This window comes from Rhodoferax sp. GW822-FHT02A01, assembly GCF_038784515.1.
GTDB lineage: Bacteria > Pseudomonadota > Gammaproteobacteria > Burkholderiales > Burkholderiaceae_C > Allorhodoferax.
The window spans coordinates 895,232-912,569 of the sequence record NZ_CP152376.1 but is presented as its reverse complement, the minus strand read 5'-3'; the positions used below and the strand labels follow the sequence as shown (position 1 = coordinate 912,569).

Below are 17,338 nucleotides of genomic sequence, written 5' to 3'. Positions count from 1 at the left end.
TTAGTCGCCTGACATGGCGGCCGATGATTACAGAGGCCATTTCAATCCAGCCATTCGTCGGCTGGCCGGGTCAGGAATTCGGCTATGGGAATGCCACCGTTGCCAACGAGTAGAGTTCTTGCCTTCGGAAATTTGGCCTGGAAGACGTCCAATCCCTTGGGTGCTGCAAATGTCTTACCGCTTTTGACTTCAATGGCCAGCAGACGTCCTTGGCTTTGCAGTACGAAGTCCACTTCATCCGGGCTTTCGCGCCAGTATTGCACCTTGGTGTCGGGATGCTTGGAATTGATCAGATGGGCGCCGACCGCACTTTCCACTAATCTGCCCCAGTGGGAACGGTCGTTCAGGGCGTTTTCATAGTCGTATCCGGCTAGGGCAGAAATCAGTGCAGTGTTGTGCGCATTGAATTTGGGTGGTGCCGCGCGGCCGCGATGTGGTCGCCCGGTGAATTTCTCCAGCCCGGATAGCAGTTCTGCCTTGGACAATAGATCCAGGTAGCGGGAGAGGGTCACAGTATTGCCGGCGTTTTCAACTTCACCGAGCAACTTAGTTAGGGCGACGATTTGGCCGGAATATGCGCCACAGCCTAGCTCAAACAATGTTCTTAGCGACGCTGGCTTGTCGACCCGGACCATTTCAAAAATGTCCAGACTGATGTTCGGTTCGATCATGGACTGACGGATGAACTGCCGCCAGCGCGCGCCTTCACGGTAAAGGTGGGTGCTGCCGGGGTAGCCCCCAAAGTAAATGAACTCGTCTAAGTTGACGTTGAATGCTTGCTGCATTTCGGCGTAAGACCAGTGTGTCAGGTGAATGGTCTCAAAGCGACCAAGCAAGCTTTCATGCATTCCCTGCTGCATCAGCCAGGCTGACGAACCCAGCAATACAACGTGCATTGGAATGTTGTCTGCACGATCAGCGTCCCACAGTCCTTTCACCACCTCGGACCAGCGCGGGATTTTTTGCACTTCGTCTATGGCTAAAACGTAGTACTGGCCTGGACTTAAGGCCTTTGCGTTGGAGCGGGCCAGTGTCCATTGTTCAACCAGCCACTGCTCACTTTTGGGCGCGAATCCCAGGGTCTCAGTGCTGGCGGTGGCACTGGTACCTTGTTCCCATGAGGCCACCGGTGACACTTGCTGGTCGGTTGCCAGATAGGTTGAAGTGCGCCTCAACCGACTGATGGCCTGCTGGACCATTGTTGTTTTGCCAACCCGCCGAGGGCCACTAACAAAAATCAGTGACCGCGGCTCTTCCCCGAGGCGGTTTGAAAGGATGTTCAGCTGAGGGCGTTCGATAATCATGCCTAATTATGAGTTAATTTACTCACAATGCGCAACTGTACAGGCGGGTGGGGCATTGATGTGCCTTTGTGTGGAGTTTCCTTCTCGATAGGCTGGAGTAGCCCTTGAAGGGCTACTCTGCATGGCATGCAAAGTCCAGAAATCGGACGATATCAAAATGCCGGAAGATGGCTAGAAGGCAGCGAAGAGGGGGAGGGCCAATAGTCAGGATCAGTCAAAAATGCGTCTAAAGGAAAATTGAAACGTCCGGAATACGGACGATGAAAACTATACCTACCACCGACCTATTGAGCTCACAGCAACTGGCCAAATTGGCGACGAAGGAGTGTTGCTGACATAAACCTAGACCAAGGTAATTGAACCGCCAGTGGAAAAATATGGTGCAAATCTGCATAAAACACCATAAATTAGATGAATTTTCACAGAAATGCGCAATATAATACCGATTTCTAACATCGAATAGCGACGAGTAATGGCCAGTAATCCAGGCTGATCGAGGTCAACGGATTGGGCCTCCGAAGCCAAGGGTCGTTGGTTCGATCCCCGCCAGCCGCACCAGCCTCTACAGAGGGGCGTCACGTTGCTACCGTGTTGCCCCTTCCTTTTCCTGCGTGACTCCTTGCGTGACTTTCGCCACGATCAGCCGTTGACCACGCGCAGTAGCGTGGTGCGATCGACGGTATGTTGCACGCGGTTTGCGGCGTCCACAAGCCTTGCAACTGTGGCCGATGCATAGTGCTGCGGCATCCCTTCAATCGCGTGTCCCAAGAGCAGCGCCCGATCTTCCTCGTTTACTCCAGCATCGCGCAGTCGCTGGCCAAAGGTGTGGCGCAAATCGTGTACCCGCACCTTTGTCAGACCCGCGGCATCCCGTGCCCGCTGCCATGCCGTGTTGTTCATTGTGCCAATGCGCTGGTAAGGCATCACCGGCGCCAGGTCAAAGTTCTTCACGCGCTCACGGCGGTACACAAAGACGTATTTGCTATGCTGACCCCTGCAGGCTTGGACGACGCGCCAGGCTGCGTCGTTCAAGATCAGCACGTGATCGCGCTTGCCTTTGAACTCGGCGGCAGGCACCACATAAACACTCCGCTGTAACTCAGGAGCCTCTACCTCCCACTCCCACCGGTGCGCACGGGCGTCAGTCTAGGCGACACACTTGCATCACTATACGGAACGATTGGCGCGCTGCTCGCCATGCATCATCTAAAAGTCAATGGTGGAAAGGGGCAGTACATCGATGTTGCACTATATGAGTCGGTGTTTGCAATCATGGAAAGCCTCATCCCGGAGTACGCGCAAAGCGGCTTTATCCGAGAGCGCTCCGGCGCCAGCCTGCCGGGCATTTCACCTTCCAACACCTATCGATGTGGTGACGGGCAATACGTGGTGATTGCAGGCAACGGCGACGGCATATTCAAGCGCCTGATGGCAGCGATAGATCGTGACGATCTCGCCAACAACCCTGAGCTGGCGCACAACGATGGACGTGTGCGGAACAACGAAATGTTGGATGAAGCCATCAGTGAATGGACGCTTAGACGGTCCCTGCCCGATGTCCTGAATGTATTGGAGGCCGCCGAGGTTCCGGTAGGACGCGTCTATTCCGCTGCCGACATACACAGGGATCCACACTACCGCGCACGTCAGATGATTGAACGTCACCAGCTGCCGGATGGTGCGCTCATTGACTTTCCGGGCATCGTGCCCAAACTCAGCGCCACACCGGGCCATATAGAGTGGGTTGGCCCAGCATTGGGTGCACATACGGATGAAGTATTGACGTCCCTGGGTGTATCCGCTGACGCCATCGCTCGTTTGCATGCTGACGGCGTGATTTAACGGAGACTTCCATGACTACTATTGTGCAACCTGTACGAATATTTGTGAATGACGTCTCGGCACGTGATGGCCTACAGATCGAGCCTATATGGGATCCGCTGGTGGGTGACAAGGTCAGCATAGACAAAAGAATCAAAGCTGAAATCCTCCAAATGCGAGGCATGGCTAGCATCCTCGAAGACGGCCCCGGGAAATTTGCTTGCGAAGCGGCCCATGGTCGGGCGGTTGTCGACCAGAAAGAGGCAATTCTGTTTGAACCGGTGACGATGAATCCGGTTCGCCGCCACTCCCACAAGAGCCATTTGTTCGCGGTCCACAGCGCCTTGTGTTGGGTGGTTCTGGGTGTTTCAATCGGCTAAAAGGACCAAGGCCATGATCGTTTTCCTCATTGACGCTGACAATCTGTCGTCGGCAGCCTGGATAGAAGAGGCATGTAGCAGCCTGGAGGCGGCAGAAGGCAGTCTGGCAGTGCGGCGCGCCTATGGCAGTGCGGAGAATCTCAAGGGGCTCGCGCAAACCATGCTGACCTGGGCCATACGCCCGTTTGTGAACCTGTCCCTGACCAAGAACACCACGGACGTGGCCTTGGCGGTGGACGCAATGGAGCTGGCCTGCCAGCTCCCCAAGCCGACAGTGATTGCCATTGGTTCCGGGGATGCGGATTTCGTGCCGTTGGTGGTGCGCCTGCGCGAGCGTGGCATTCGCATGATTTGCGTTTCCGAGCGGACCAAGATGGCCTCCGAGGCTGTGCATGCGTACGACTCGGTGCTCTTTGTCGGTAGGGAAGCGGTTAAGGAACGGGCGAAAGAAGAAGCACGCGCACCGGCGAGAAAGACACCCGTCAAGAGGTCCGCTGCAAAGAAGGCATCCGATACGACCGCCCCTGAACCTTTGGCAAAAAAAGTCACCGAGAAAAAGAAATCCGCGTCAGCAAAAAGTGCTGAAAAAGCGGAAGTCACTTTGGAGCAGATTCTGCAAGCTGCACCGGCACTGAAGACCGGTCAAGTTCAGCCCCTTGGCGATATCGTCATGCAACTGCACCACGCCAAGCTCATCGGAAGAAATGCCGCTTCCACCAAACTTTTCAAGAAGTTTCCCGGCCAGTTTGAACTGACACCGGAAAAGCAGCCCAATCAGCTGCGCTACAAATCGTCTTGAAGACCTGCAGCGCAGGTAGATAGAAAACTCTCCCACAGAAACTGTGAATTGAGCTGCCGATACAAGCGACGCGAGCCACATTGCGGCGCACTTCCCATTTTGCAGAACGGAACCATGCAAGCCGACACAGATTCAGATTCTGGTCAAGTATCGGAATCGGAAAATGGGTATTCGAAATCAGCCGTTTCCAATAGTTAGAAATGGTAACGAATACGTAAATACTGTGTCAGTTTGAAATATATATATGTATTGATACGGCGAATGGAGTAGCTAAAAATACATGCTCACCACTCGTGAAATGCTCCCGAAGCATTTGTACCAACTGTTTGGCAATTTGGTAACAAACTGACAAGTTGCGTAAAGTCGGCTCGGGAATGCCTTGAATGCACCGAAACTACAGGGGTTGACCAGATTGGCCTACTGACCCGTGACAGGGCTATGCCCGATGGTCAGTCCATATCCGTCACAAACCCGTGCTGTGTCCTTTTGTCGAACACTCTCCTCTCTAAGTATTTTCAATGACTTGCGATCACAAGAGCCCGATGGCGCGCGCGCGCCCGCCACACCATATTGGCTTGCTGCTTATGCGGGTGATGGCGCCATTGCCTCTGTCCTGGATTCGGGCGTTGGGCGCATTGTTAGGCGGCTTGCTTTACGGGCTTGTCGTCAAACGTCGCAAAGTCGTGCTGGCCAATCTGGCGTTGTGTTTTCCCGAGGTGTCGGTGCAACAGCGGGAGCGTTGGGCTCGCCAAAGTTTCATCTATTTCGCCCAATCGTGGCTTGACCGCGCCTGGCTTTGGCATGCCAAGCCGGAGACTGTGCGTAGACGCTTGCATTTGGTGGGGGCCGTGGAAGCATTGCATGGCACCGAGCCAACTGTCGTCTTTGCACCGCATTTTTATGGCTTGGATGCAGCAGGCACCGCATTGAACCTCATTCTCGCCCGCCCCATGGTGAGCATCTACACGCCGCAGCGAAACCAGGCCGTGGATCACTGGTTGCACGTTGGGCGTCGGCGATTTGGTCAACTACAACTGTTCTACCGAGACCACGGCGTGAAGGCTGTGGTGAGTGCATTGCGCGCTGGATCGCTTCTGTATTTGTTGCCGGACATGAATTTCGGTCTGAAGGAGTCCATCTTTGTTCCGTTTTTTGGCGTACCGGCGGCGACCGTTCCATCGCTGTCTCGTTTCGCACGTCTTGGTCTGGCTCAGGTAGTTCCGGTGACTGCCAGGATGACACGTACCGGATATGAAATCGAGGTGCATCGCGCCTGGGCCGACTACCCGAGTTCCGACGTTGAGGCCGATACCACTTACATGAATCACTGGCTGGAACAGGTGATTCGCAGCATGCCCGACCAGTACTATTGGGTCCACAAACGGTTCAAGGACCGGCCACCAGGAGCGCTACCCGTATATTGACGGAGCATTGTGAATGCATGAGGCCTTTTGCAGTTCGTCACAGCGCCCGCTAGAGGTTTTCGCTCAGCTAGTGAAGGGCTTCCGCTTCGGCCGGTGTGCCTGTGGTCGGCAGCTTCTCTGCCGGACGTATCAACAGCAGCAGCGGCATGGTCAACAGGGTCAGCCACATCATCACCCGAAAGTCGCCTACGTAGGCAAGCATGGCCGCCTGGCGATTGACTTCCATGTCAATGACCGCCAGCCCCGAGGGAGTTAGCGAGCTCATGGCGGGTGGCAAAGCCTGCAGCACTTGGTTGGTGTAGTTGATGTCCACTGCCAGTTCGGCATGGGCCCGTGCCATCGATTCAGTGAGCAGTGCCTGCACGATGGAGATGCCCACGCTGCTACCAATGTTGCGCATCAGGCTGTAGACCGGAGTGCCTTCGTTGCGCAGCCCGGGTGCCAGTGTGGCAAAAGTCACGGCGCTCAAGGGGACGAAGGTAAAGCCAATACCCATGCCCTGGATGAAGCCGGAGACGGTCACCAGGGTGCTATCCATGTCCAGCGTGATGTGTGTCATCTGGTAGAGCGAGTAGGCCGTGAGACAAAAGCCGAATGCCATGATGGCCCGCAGGTCGAAACGATGCACCAGCTTGCCCACCACCATCATGGCCAGCATGGTTCCCAGGCCTCGCGGCGCCATGATCTCGCCGGTAAAGACGACCGGGTAACCCAACAAGCCCTGCAGAAACGCCGGTAGCAGGGCCATCGTGGCATACAGAATCATGCCCACCACAAAGGCAAACGCAATGCCGGTGATGAAGTTGCGGTCCTTGAGCAGCGCGCGGTTCAGGAAGGACACTTTCGTGGTGGTGAGCGTATGGGCTATGAAGTAGGCAAGCGCCACGACGCAGCCAATTGCCTCGGCGCAGATCTCCGGCGAATTGAACCAGTCCAGCTGCTCGCCCCGATCCAAAAACAGTTGCAGCAGACCGACGGCCAGACTCAGGGTGGTGAGGCCAAAGATGTCCAGTTGTTCTCCTGCGGGCTTGCTCTCCGGCAGATAGCGGGCAATGCCATAGAAGGCAAACACACCCACTGGAAGGTTGATGAAGAACACCCAGCGCCAATTGGCGTTCTCCGTCAGCCAGCCGCCCATCACGGGGCCGAGGATGGGGCCGATCATGATGCCCGCGCCCCAGATGGCCATGGCTTGACCGACCTTCTCCTTGGGGTTGATGTCCAGCAGCACTGCTTGGGACAGCGGAACCAGAGCCGCACCAAACACGCCTTGCAGCAGACGCGCCAGCACGATCTCGCTCAAGTTCTGCGCCATGCCGCACAGTGCCGACGCGATCGTGAAGCCAACCACGGCAATCAGGAACACCTGTCTGCGGCCCCATTGGCCGCACAGCCAGCCGGTCAGCGGCGTGGCGATGGCCGCGGCAACGATGTAGGACGTCAGCACCCAGCTGATCTGGTCCTGCGAACTTTGCAGGGCACCCTGCATATGCGGCAAGGCCACGTTGGCGATGGTGGTGTCCAGCGCCTGCATGATGGTGGCCAGCATGATCGACAGCGTGATCATGCCCTTGTGCGGCACAGCGTTCACGGCGCGGTGAGGTTGTTGTGTATGTGATGCAGCATGTCCATCAGCGCGCTGCGCTGCTGTGCCGACAGGCCTTGCAGCGCCTGCACCTGCACCTTGTCGCTGATGGCATGTGCGGCCTTGAGCTCTTCCAGCGCCTTGGGTTGCAACACGATTTCATTGGCGCGGCTGTCGGTCGGGCTGACGCGGCGTGTCACCCAGCCGCCCGACTCCAGGCGCTTGCACAGGGACGCCACACCCATGGTCGTGAGGTCCAGACGATCAGCCAGCTCGGTCTGTGTCAGCGGCGTATCGCCTGCATGGCGTGCCAGGATGTTGATCAGTCGGCACTGTGCCCGGGAAAGCCCCAGCTGTTGGCGCGACAGCTGATCAAAACGCCTGCCATACAGACGTCCCACTTCATTGACCAGAAAACCGAAGCGGTTGTTGATATCGCTTTTAGCCATGCGATTATTGTAAATCAGTTTACTAAAATGAGTCGCGTGAGACCAGGTGCCTAGCGCAGACACGTCCGGCGCCGTCTGCTACAAATTGGGATTGATGAGGTATTTGGCTCCGGTGGAGCGCTGGCCGTAGATGGCAATGGCCTCGGGTTGCAGGGCTTCGGCCAGCGACACGACCCGGGTGTAACTGCTGGCAAAGGTGGTCTTCAGTTCGCGTGCAACGCGCTGCTTCAATGTCTGCACGGCCTCGGGCCCTATGCTTTGCAGAAACGGAAACAGCAGCCAGCCACCCATGCCCCACGTCATGCCGAAGTTGCGCTGGATCTCGGTGGGGCCCATATCCAGCCCGCCATAGATATAGACCTGCTTGTGCGTGGTGGATCCGTATCGGCTGTATTCCTTGGCGCTGCTGCTGATCGCACGCTCCATGCAGGTCAGGATCTGCCCGGCCAGCTTGCCGCCGCCGATGGCATCGAATGCAATGGTGGCACCGGTGGCCACGAGTGCCTGGGTGAGGTCCTCCATGAAGGTTGGCGATGCGGTGCTGCAGATGTGTACTGCGCCCTGTTTGCGCAACACTTCCACCTGTTCGGGTTTGCGCACAATGTTCACCAGCGCAATGCCGTCCTTGAGGCAAATCCGGTTGAGCATCTGCCCCAGATTGGAAGCCGCCGCCGTGTGCACCAGTGCCTTGTGGCCTTCGCGCCGCATGGTCTGCACCATGCCCAGTGCAGTCAGCGGATTGACAAAGCTCGAGGCTCCTTCTGCCACGGAGGCATCAGGCGGCAGCAGCAGGCATTGTTCCACCTTGACGCAGCGGTATTGGGAATACATGGCGCCTGCCAGAACCGCCACCTTCTTGCCCAGGAGCGCCTGCGCCGCATCCGACGATCCTGCCGCAATCACCACACCGGCACCTTCATTGCCAACCGGCATGGACTGGTCCAGCCGCGCTGCCATGGATCGCATTGCGCCCTGCGGCACAGTGGCGGTCACGATGGGAGATTGCGGCGTACCGGAGCACTGCACGCTGGCAAGGTCCGCAGCACCAAAGAGCAGGCCGATGTCGGAAGGGTTCAGCGGTGCTGCCTCCACACGGACCACCACTTCGTCCGCGGCAGGTGCAGGTGTTTCAACCGGCACCAGATCGAGTACCAGTTGCCCACCTGAGGTGATGGTGGAGCGAAGTTGAAGCCCTGAGCTGTGGGATGGTGTGTTCATGGTGGTTTCCTGGTGTGGTCTATGGCGTGGCGAAGCAAACTCGATTGCGCCCTTCGTCCTTGGCGCGGTACATCGCAGTGTCGGCGCGGGCAATGATGTCCAGGGTGCCGGCCTCTGTTCCGTTGAATATCGCCACGCCCATGCTGGCGGTGCAATGGTGTTCTATGTGGGCAGGCGGTGCGTCAGCGGATTCGGGTTGCAGCAAGTAGGGAGCTGCCAGGCAGATGCGTATCTTCTCCGCGATGGCCGCTGCTTCCGCTGCAGCCAGATTGCGGTCACGACTCATGTTATTGAGCAGAACCACAAACTCATCGCCCCCAAACCGGGCTACCGTGTCTCCCTTGCGTACGCAACTCCTGAGGCGGTTGGCAACCTCCATCAACAGCAGGTCTCCCACGCCATGGCCGTGCGCGTCGTTGAGTGGTTTGAAGTTGTCCAGGTCCAAAAACAACACGGCACCATGGCTGCCCACGCGTTCGGCCGTAGCCAATGCCTGGGTCAGTCGGTCCTCCATCAGGCGCCGGTTGGCAAGACGGGTGAGCGGGTCATGGAATGCCATCTGCCGGACCTGCTCGCCCATCAGCCTTCGCTCGGTAACGTCGCGTGTGATGCCGTGGTAGCCCGTGATGTTGCCCTGCGCGTCGTGTTCCGGCTTAGACAGCACTTCGCCCCATATCAGATGGCCATCCTTGCAACGATGCTCGACTTCGAAGGTCAGAAATCCGACGGGGTTTCCCGACTGCTCGGCCAGGCGTCTGCGTTCCATAAACTCCTTGACCAGTGCCACACCTTCCTCGGTGAACATGTCAAAGACGTGGTGGCCTATCACTTCGTCAGCCTTGAAACCGCGCAATCGCTCGTCGGCCGGGCTGATGTAGGTGATGCGCAAATCCTTGTCAGTCCGCCAGACCACGTCACGCGCATCTTCGGTCAGCAGCTGGTAGAGCGACTGGCTCTCCAGCAACGCAAGGGTACGTTGCCGGACCAAAGCCTCCAGCTCGCTGTTGCGATCTTGCAGACTCTTGAGCGGATAGACCTCGCCTTCGGAGGCCTGGCGATACGGGATGGATATGCTGCTGTGCGCTATCTTCCATTCACCCGACTCCTGGCGCAGCACCAATACCAGTCGAGCTACTTCCTTGGCAAACAGCGCATGGTCACCGGGCAGGTGGATATGGAAGAAGGCCGTCACCACGGCGACCTCTTCACAAAGGTCCTGGATCGACAGGTCCAGCATCTCGATGCGGATGCGTCCGGGCACCTGTGCAAAATCCTGATGCGTCACTTCGAGCCACGCGGGCTTGTTCTTGACCAGCACATCGCTGCTGCCTGCAAAGCCACTGAAGTTCTCGCTGAATCGCGCATGCAACCGTTCATCACGTGACGCATACATTGCAATGTATTCGTCAAACAACTGACGGATCATCTGATGTCGATTCGTCTGCATTGCGTTGGCGTCCATGATGAAGGGAGTTGAGCGATGTGACGCCGTCCTAAAACCTATTCTGTCACTCCCACATCCGGATGGCCGCAGGATTGAGAGGGTCACTTGATCAGAATCAAAATAAGCCGTTACGATCAGATGGTCACACAACTCCAGAACAACTGCAATGGCAGAACAACCTATACGATTTGACGACGGCGCGGCCTATGAGCAATACATGGGTGTCTGGAGCCAGGAGGCCGGATCGCAATTCCTGGACTGGCTCAATCCCGCAATGCAGCAGAGCTGGCTTGACGTAGGGTGTGGCAATGGCGCATTCACCCAGCTGCTACTGGAGCGTTGCAATGCCAAGTCCGTTCAGGGCATAGACCCATCTCCGGAGCAAATCCATTTTGCGCAGAACCGCTTTGCGCGTATCAATGCCCGCTTCATGTTGGGCGACTCCATGGAATTGCCGTTACCTGACGCTTGCGTGGATTACGCGGTCATGGCACTGGTCATTTTCTTTTTGACGGACCCGGCACGCGGCGTGGCCGAGATGGCCCGGGTGCTGAAAACCGGCGGAGTGGCGTCCGCCTATGCGTGGGATCTGGAAGGGGGCGGCTTTCCGTGGGCTGGCATCCAGAATGGACTGCGTGCCATAGGGCACACGCCTGCCTTGCCGCCCAGCCCGCACGCGGCCAACCTGGACGCGCTGCGCCAGTCATGGCATGCAGCGGGGTTTGTTGAAGTGCAGACCCACAAGCTGACGGTGGAGCGCACCTTTGGCAGCTTTGAGGAATATTGGCGCATCGGTCTGCAGGGTCCGTCCATACGCAGCCGAACCGACAAGCTGAGCCAGAACGAGCGCCAGGCATTGAAAGAGGCCGTGCGCGCCCAGATGGGCGGCACCGGCGAGCAGATAACCGTCGCGGCGCACGCCCATGCGGTCAAGGGCGTCAAGCTGGGCTGAGGCCGGCCGGGCCGCAGCGGCGCTTCACGCCCCTGTCAGGCTTTAGAACTTGTAGCCCACGCCGATCGAAAACACGTTTTCCTGCATGCTGGACGTGGTGCCGGTATTGAAGGTCACGTCGTTGAACTTGTTCAGGTCATACGCCACCTGCCAGTACATGTTCTTGTCCAGCATCTGGCGCAAACCGATACCGTAGCCAACGCCGTGTACGTCCGAGTTGCTCGAGCCATCGTCCGATGAGGCCCGGCCGTAGAGGGAAGACAGCTTGCCGAATAGCTGGTAGTTGTTGGCGAGTGCCACCGTGGGCATCACATCCAGGGAATAGCGGTTTCCGATCGTGGCCTCAGCGCCGCTGGCGTAGGTGCCGGCCTTGTGGTTGCTGGAGCTATAGGAGGCGCCCAGTCCAATGCCGAAGTTGGGTGCCACGGGAAAGTCGTAACGCCCTTGCAGACCCAACGCAGAGGTGTTGCCGTTGTCAGAAGTACCGTCCGTAGCGCTGGACGAGCCTTTGGAAAATTCCGCATTGGCACCGACGCTGAAGCCCGAGAGGTTCGACGTATCTGCTGCGAAGCTGGACGCTGCAGCAAGGGTGCCCAGTACGAAAGTTGTGACAAACAGTTTTTTCATTTGGAGGTTCCAAGTTAAGGGACCTCCATGGTGCTTGTGTGCTGTTAAGCGGCATTCGCCAGCGGGCAAATAATGGTAAACCCTGTAATGGGGAAGGTAAATCTTTGCAGCAATATGTAAATACCGCCTGCGACTGCATCAGGGAATCAGTACGGCGGCACCCACAAATCGCCCGGCGCGCAAATCCTCCAGTGCCTGATTGGCCTGTTGCAACGGGTAGGCTGTTGTCTTGGTGAAAATGCCCATCTGCGGGGCCTGGCTGAGGAAGTCCAGCCCATCCTGGCGCGTCAGATTGGCCACCGACAGCAATTGCCGCTCTTCCCACAGCAGGCTGTAGGCAAAGCCCGGAATGTCGCTCATGTGGATGCCGGCGCACACCACGCGCCCGCCCTTGCGCACGGCTCGCAGAGACTGCGGCACCAGGTCTCCCACGGCGGCGAAGATGATGGCTGCGTCCAGCGCCTCGGGTGGCATCTGGTCCGAGTCTCCAGCCCAGACGGCTCCCAGTTCGCGCGCAAAGCCTTGCGCATCCACATCCCCGGCGCGCGTGAAGGCAAAGACCTTGCGGCCCTGGCGTTGCGCCACCTGCGCCAGGATGTGCGCCGCGGCGCCAAAGCCGTACAAGCCCAGACACTTACCGTCACCGGCCAGCGTCAGTGCACGCCAGCCGATCAGCCCGGCGCACAGCAAGGGCGCAATCGACTCGTCACTGCCGTGTTCCCCCAGCGGAAAAGCAAAACGCGCATCGGCCACGGCGGCCGTGGCAAAACCGCCGTCGCGGGTAAAGCCGGTAAACAGCGGTCGATCGCACAGATTCTCGCGCTGCATCCTGCAGTAAGGGCAGACACCGCAGGTGTGGCCCAGCCAGGGAATGCCCACGCGCTGGCCCAGCTGCAGGCCCTGCACGCCATCGCCCAATGCATCGATGCGGCCCACAATCTCATGGCCCGGGATGATGGGCAGATGCGGGTTGGGCAGCTCACCGTCCACCACATGCAGATCGGTGCGGCACACGCCGCAGGCTGTGACACGCACGCGAATCTCTCCGGGGCCGGGTTGCCGGTCGGGCAACTCAGTCCACATCAGAGGGTGGCCCGTGTGCTTCAAAACCATCGCATGCATAAGCCGCCCCGTGGAGTGTGTGGAGGCCGCCTAGGCGACCAGAGCCACTTGGTAGATGCCTATCACCTGTTCGAGCGTGGCGGTGCGCGGATTGGTCAACTGGCAGGCGTCCTTCTTGGCGTTGACCGCCATGGTTTCCAGATCCTTTTCCTGCACACCCAGGGCCGTGAGGTTCTTGGGAATACCCACGTCCCTGGCCAAGCGCCGGATAGCGGCAATGGCCTTTTCGCCTGCTGCAATGGGCGATAGGCCGTCGGTGTTTTCACCCAGGGCGCGTGCGATATCGCCAAAGCGCGACACCGCGGCAATCAGGTTGAAGGTGCACACCTCCGGCAGCAGCACCGCATTGCAGACACCGTGCGGCAGGTTGTAGAAGCCGCCCAGCTGGTGCGCCATGGCGTGCACATAGCCTAGGCTGGCGTTGTTGAACGCCATGCCGGCCAGATACTCGGCATAGGCCATCTTGTCGCGGGCCTCGATGTTGGCACCGTTGGCCACGGCCGGGCGCAGCCATTCGGCAATCAGCGAAATGGCCTTGAGGGCGCAGGCATCGGTCACCGGCGTGGCAATGGTGGACACGTAGGCTTCTACCGCGTGTGTCAGCGCATCCATGCCGGTGGCCGCCGTCAGGCTGGCGGGCATATCCACCATCAGCAGGGGATCGTTGATGGCGATGTTGGGCGTGCAGCGCCAGTCCACCAGCGCCATCTTCACATGGGTGTCGGTATTGGTGATGATGCAAAACCGTGTCATCTCTGCGGCCGTTCCGGCCGTCGTGTTGATGGCCAGGAACGGCGGCATGGGTTTGGTGGTCTTGTCCAGGCCCTCGTAGTCGCGGATGTTGCCGCCGTTGCCTATGACCATGCCAATACCCTTGCCACAGTCGTGCGCGCTACCGCCACCCAGGGTGACGATGGCGTCGCACTCCGCAGCCTTGTAGACGGAGACACCTTCGTGCACATTGCGGTCGGTGGGGTTGGGCTCGGCTCCGGCAAATACCGTCACCTGGATACCTGCAGATTCAAGCTGCGCCTTCACCTTCTCGGCAATGCCCAGCTTGACCATGCCCGCGTCGGTGCACAGCAGTGCACGATGCGCGCCCAGTGCCCTGGCCTGCGGCCCGGCCTGTGCGGCACAGCCTACGCCCATGAGGGAGACGGTGGGCGTGAAAAAGCCAAATGTTTGGTTGGCGAGAGACATACATCCTCCTGGGGAAAACCCGTTGCGTTGCAAGTTGTGCCTGCTGGGTCATGGTCGCGCAGGGGCGACCGCGCACAGGCCTTCATTCACATAATGCGCGCATCAAACTATGTCTGCAAGAGCCGAAGCCGCCTTGCCGGTGGCATTGGATGATGCAGGTCAAAGAGTCGTTGTTTTGCAGTGGTCAGAGGGCTGTGTTCATGGATTTGCGCAGGCGTGCAGTCGCCGCACCCACACCGAGTTCAAACTCTTTCCAGCGTGCTGCAGTGGCCTGCTTCATCTCGGCCAGCTTGGTCTCGGCGGACTTCACGTCAGCGCGCAACACGGTGAGCTGCGCATCGATCTTGGCCTTGGCGTCGGCTGCTGCTGCGGTACTTTTCTTTTCCAGATCCGCAACCTTTGCCTTGCCGTCGGCAACGTCCTTGTCCGCAGCGGCGATGAACGCGTCGCGCTTGGTGTTGTCGGTGGCGTAGGTGAACTCAGGCATGGACTTGATGGTGTCCTTGGTTGCACCGGCCATGATCAGCTTGCCCGCGTGGTCCTGAATCTGAGAGACCGGTATGGCCACATCGTGGCGGCCAATGCCGACGAAGCCGCCTGCGCCCACGATCAGGTACGACACATTCTTGTCCGGGGCAATGATCAGGTCTTCCACCTTGCCGATTTTCTGGCCGGTTTCGTTGTAGATCGTCTTGCCCATCAGCGTCTTCTTGACGCTCCAGCCCATGGCGATCTTGGTCGATTCGACGACGGCGGTTTCGACGGTGGTCGTACCTCCTGCGACCTGTGCCCAGGCCGGTGCCGTGGTGGCCAGTGTGCCGGCAAGCGCCAGGGTTGCCAATGCCAGGGTAGTTCGTTGATTCTTCATGGAAAAAGTCCTCGTGAGTGGGTGCCACCAAAACGGCGACAGTGAATGCCATTCCCATCCGGTTATAGAAACCATGCGCCAGCCGGTCTGTTCGGCACCGTACTGCCACAAGTGCGCAAGAACATTTCCGGCGTGACGTGGCCTGGCGCACGGTGGGCGGCGGCAGATGTGCGCACAGTGAAGCCTTCATTCACTCAGGAAAGCCTCACCATGAAAACCGACAGTCAACTGCAACAGGACGTGATCGCCGAACTCAAATGGCAGCCATCGGTCAACGCCGAGGAAATCGGTGTCGAGGTCAAGGACGGCGTCGTCACGCTGGCCGGACACCTCAGCAACTACCTGGCCAAATACAACGCGGAAGAAGCCACGCTGCGCGTGAACGGCGTGAACGGCGTGAAGGCGCTGGCGGTGGAGATGGAGGTACGCCTGCCCAGCTTCAGTGAACGCACCGATGCAGATATTGCACGCGCCGCCAAGAACGCGCTGGACTGGCTGACCACGCCCTTGAGCGACAAGGTCAAGGTGATGGTTGAGCAGGGCTGCATCACGCTCACGGGTGACGTCGACTGGCAGTACCAGAAGATTTCCGCCGAAGTCGCAGTGCGCCATCTGTTGGGCGTAACCGGCGTTGCCAATCTGATTGCCATCAAGCCGACGGTCAAGCTCAGTGCCGTGCAGTCGGATATTGAAACCGCATTGGTACGCCGCGCCAAGTCTGACGCCAAGAAGATCCATGCCGCCGTCCACGGCAGCCAGATTACTTTGAGCGGAAAAGTGGACAACTGGGCCGAGCGCGATACCGCGCGAGACACCGCATGGGGCACGCCCGGCGTAACCCATGTCATCGACAGCATGACCATGGAATTCTGAGAGCTTCCATGAACCCGGACCCCAGCCGGGGTTGGCGCCTTCTGCCGCTAGCTACTGGTTGTATGCGAGGTGCGACACATCGACCACGTGCTGGCCGCGTACGGCCATTTGCAGTCCCCACGCGGTGACGGATTTGCCAACCTGAAGGTACGCGGCCAGGGCTTCATTGCCCTTGGGATGCACGCGCAGCAGCGTGCCATCGTCCAGCACGGCACCACAGGTTTCGCCCTTGGGTGCATAGAGCGTGCGTGCCACCGTTCCTGAAATTTCAACCGGCTTGCTCTTGGGCTTGCTCGCGGGCCGGTGCGGTTCTGCCTCAGGGCCATGGTCCTCGATGGTGTGGCCGCCGCGGGTGGTCAGCGTGAATGCCACCAACACATCGGCGCCGCGTGGTTTGACTCCACGCACGCGCACCGTATCGCCCGCCTTGACCCGTTTGAGGAGTTGGCGCGACAGGTGCGGCGGAAAGTGCACCTGCTGACCGTTGGCAAAAAAGAAACCATCGGCGCTGCCATCCGCGTTGAATATAAAACTGGCGACACGGTTTTCAATGGATGGCAGGGATTGGGGGTCTATCCAGTGCATGAGAGCGTTCTCCGTGGGATTGGTAAGTGCGCGGTGGATCGACGAGACCCACGCTAGCCGATGCTAGACAGGCAGGCTTCCGGAATCTGTCTGCAACCGCACAGACCTGGTAAAGGCAAGCGGCCACCATCGGAGACCTAACCGGAGTACCCCATGAAATCTACTGAAACCGAAAAAGTCACCAAGCTGAAAAAGCACCGCGACGCTCCCCTGAGCACACCGACCGACCTCAGCAGCGGCGCCACGCTGGAGATCAGCGGTTCGCTCAACGCTGTGCTAGCCGATGTCTATGCGCTGTACCTGAAGACCAAGAATTTCCACTGGCATATGAGCGGAACTCACTTCCGTGACTATCACCTGATGATGGATGAACAGGCGCTGCAACTCTTTGCCATGACCGACCCGCTGGCCGAGCGTATCCGCAAAGTAGGTGGCCAGACCTTGCGCTCCATCGGCCACATTGCGCGCACCCAGCGTGTGCTGGACAACGATGCGGACTATGTGACACCGCAGGACATGCTGTCGGAACTGGCCGACGACAACCGCACGTTGGTAGCCCATCTGCGTGAAGCCCATGACCTGTGCAACGCCCAGAAGGACATCGCCAGTGCCAGCCTGATTGAAGTCTGGATCGACGAGACCGAGCAGCGCTGCTGGTTTCTCTTTGAGGCTACGCGCACCCGCTAG

Annotated in this window: 16 protein-coding genes and 2 pseudogenes; 7 read left to right on the top strand and 11 right to left on the bottom strand. The window is 58.7% G+C overall.

Annotated features, from left to right (window positions below; all coding sequences use genetic code 11):
• Positions 1 to 41 precede the first annotated feature (41 nt).
• Together AAGF34_RS04370 and AAGF34_RS04365 are read right to left on the bottom strand one after the other, a co-directional pair.
• Positions 42 to 1,304: an AAA family ATPase gene (locus AAGF34_RS04370; protein ID WP_342619413.1), complete on the bottom strand. Its 1,263-nt coding sequence runs from the start codon at positions 1,302 to 1,304 to the stop codon at positions 42 to 44.
• 639 nt (positions 1,305 to 1,943) lie between these two features.
• Positions 1,944 to 2,387, bottom strand: a pseudogene (locus AAGF34_RS04365) (tyrosine-type recombinase/integrase); the annotation flags it as partial.
• 39 nt (positions 2,388 to 2,426) lie between these two features.
• Between AAGF34_RS04365 and AAGF34_RS04360 the strand changes: the two are divergent.
• The 4 genes and pseudogenes from AAGF34_RS04360 to AAGF34_RS04345 all read left to right on the top strand — a co-directional run.
• Positions 2,427 to 3,146, top strand: a pseudogene (locus tag AAGF34_RS04360) (CoA transferase); the annotation flags it as partial.
• Positions 3,147 to 3,157: 11 nt separating this feature from the next.
• A complete protein-coding gene (locus tag AAGF34_RS04355) occupies positions 3,158 to 3,505 on the top strand; it encodes a hypothetical protein (RefSeq protein ID WP_342619412.1) in 348 nt (115 codons plus the stop codon).
• A gap of 13 nt (positions 3,506 to 3,518) precedes the next feature.
• A complete protein-coding gene (locus AAGF34_RS04350; RefSeq protein ID WP_342619411.1) occupies positions 3,519 to 4,304 on the top strand; it encodes an NYN domain-containing protein in 786 nt (261 codons plus the stop codon).
• A gap of 542 nt (positions 4,305 to 4,846) precedes the next feature.
• A complete protein-coding gene (locus AAGF34_RS04345; RefSeq protein WP_342619410.1) occupies positions 4,847 to 5,728 on the top strand; it encodes a lipid A biosynthesis acyltransferase in 882 nt (293 codons plus the stop codon).
• A 67-nt stretch (positions 5,729 to 5,795) separates the two neighbouring features.
• Here AAGF34_RS04345 and AAGF34_RS04340 read toward each other — a convergent pair whose 3' ends face one another.
• From AAGF34_RS04340 to AAGF34_RS04325, 4 genes are all read right to left on the bottom strand, one after another.
• Positions 5,796 to 7,319, bottom strand: a complete 1,524-nt coding sequence (locus AAGF34_RS04340; RefSeq protein WP_342619409.1) for a DHA2 family efflux MFS transporter permease subunit — start codon at positions 7,317 to 7,319, stop codon at positions 5,796 to 5,798.
• Positions 7,316 to 7,762 carry a MarR family winged helix-turn-helix transcriptional regulator gene (locus tag AAGF34_RS04335; RefSeq protein WP_342619408.1) on the bottom strand — a complete coding sequence of 149 codons (447 nt, stop codon included), beginning with the start codon at positions 7,760 to 7,762 and terminating at the stop codon, positions 7,316 to 7,318. The genes AAGF34_RS04340 and AAGF34_RS04335 overlap by 4 nt, the downstream gene beginning before the upstream one ends.
• Before the next feature lie 78 nt (positions 7,763 to 7,840).
• Positions 7,841 to 8,980, bottom strand: coding sequence for a zinc-binding dehydrogenase (locus AAGF34_RS04330; protein ID WP_342619407.1), 1,140 nt, complete (start codon positions 8,978 to 8,980; stop codon positions 7,841 to 7,843).
• A 19-nt stretch (positions 8,981 to 8,999) separates the two neighbouring features.
• On the bottom strand, positions 9,000 to 10,427 hold the full coding sequence (locus tag AAGF34_RS04325) for a diguanylate cyclase (protein WP_342619406.1): 1,428 nt from the start codon (positions 10,425 to 10,427) through the stop codon (positions 9,000 to 9,002).
• Positions 10,428 to 10,590: 163 nt separating this feature from the next.
• On the opposite strand from AAGF34_RS04325, the gene AAGF34_RS04320 reads away from it, so the two are divergent.
• Positions 10,591 to 11,376: a class I SAM-dependent methyltransferase gene (locus tag AAGF34_RS04320; protein WP_342619405.1), complete on the top strand. Its 786-nt coding sequence runs from the start codon at positions 10,591 to 10,593 to the stop codon at positions 11,374 to 11,376.
• Positions 11,377 to 11,418: 42 nt separating this feature from the next.
• Here AAGF34_RS04320 and AAGF34_RS04315 read toward each other — a convergent pair whose 3' ends face one another.
• The 4 genes from AAGF34_RS04315 to AAGF34_RS04300 form a co-directional block, all read right to left on the bottom strand.
• Positions 11,419 to 12,003, bottom strand: coding sequence for an outer membrane beta-barrel protein (locus tag AAGF34_RS04315; RefSeq protein WP_342619404.1), 585 nt, complete (start codon positions 12,001 to 12,003; stop codon positions 11,419 to 11,421).
• 138 nt (positions 12,004 to 12,141) lie between these two features.
• On the bottom strand, positions 12,142 to 13,125 hold the full coding sequence (locus tag AAGF34_RS04310) for a zinc-dependent alcohol dehydrogenase family protein (RefSeq protein ID WP_342619403.1): 984 nt from the start codon (positions 13,123 to 13,125) through the stop codon (positions 12,142 to 12,144).
• A 30-nt stretch (positions 13,126 to 13,155) separates the two neighbouring features.
• Positions 13,156 to 14,325 carry an iron-containing alcohol dehydrogenase gene (locus AAGF34_RS04305; protein WP_342619402.1) on the bottom strand — a complete coding sequence of 390 codons (1,170 nt, stop codon included), beginning with the start codon at positions 14,323 to 14,325 and terminating at the stop codon, positions 13,156 to 13,158.
• Positions 14,326 to 14,509: 184 nt separating this feature from the next.
• Positions 14,510 to 15,193 (bottom strand): PRC-barrel domain-containing protein, encoded by a 684-nt coding sequence (locus AAGF34_RS04300; protein ID WP_342619401.1) that lies wholly within the window; start codon positions 15,191 to 15,193, stop codon positions 14,510 to 14,512.
• Between the two features lie 210 nt (positions 15,194 to 15,403).
• Here AAGF34_RS04300 and AAGF34_RS04295 point away from each other — a divergent pair, with 210 nt between their 5' ends.
• A complete protein-coding gene (locus AAGF34_RS04295; RefSeq protein WP_342619400.1) occupies positions 15,404 to 16,066 on the top strand; it encodes a BON domain-containing protein in 663 nt (220 codons plus the stop codon).
• Between the two features lie 51 nt (positions 16,067 to 16,117).
• Here AAGF34_RS04295 and AAGF34_RS04290 read toward each other — a convergent pair whose 3' ends face one another.
• Positions 16,118 to 16,651, bottom strand: a complete 534-nt coding sequence (locus tag AAGF34_RS04290) for a hypothetical protein (protein WP_342619399.1) — start codon at positions 16,649 to 16,651, stop codon at positions 16,118 to 16,120.
• A 153-nt stretch (positions 16,652 to 16,804) separates the two neighbouring features.
• On the opposite strand from AAGF34_RS04290, the gene AAGF34_RS04285 reads away from it, so the two are divergent.
• Entirely contained in the window at positions 16,805 to 17,338 is a 534-nt protein-coding gene (locus tag AAGF34_RS04285) for a DNA starvation/stationary phase protection protein (protein ID WP_342619398.1), read from the top strand.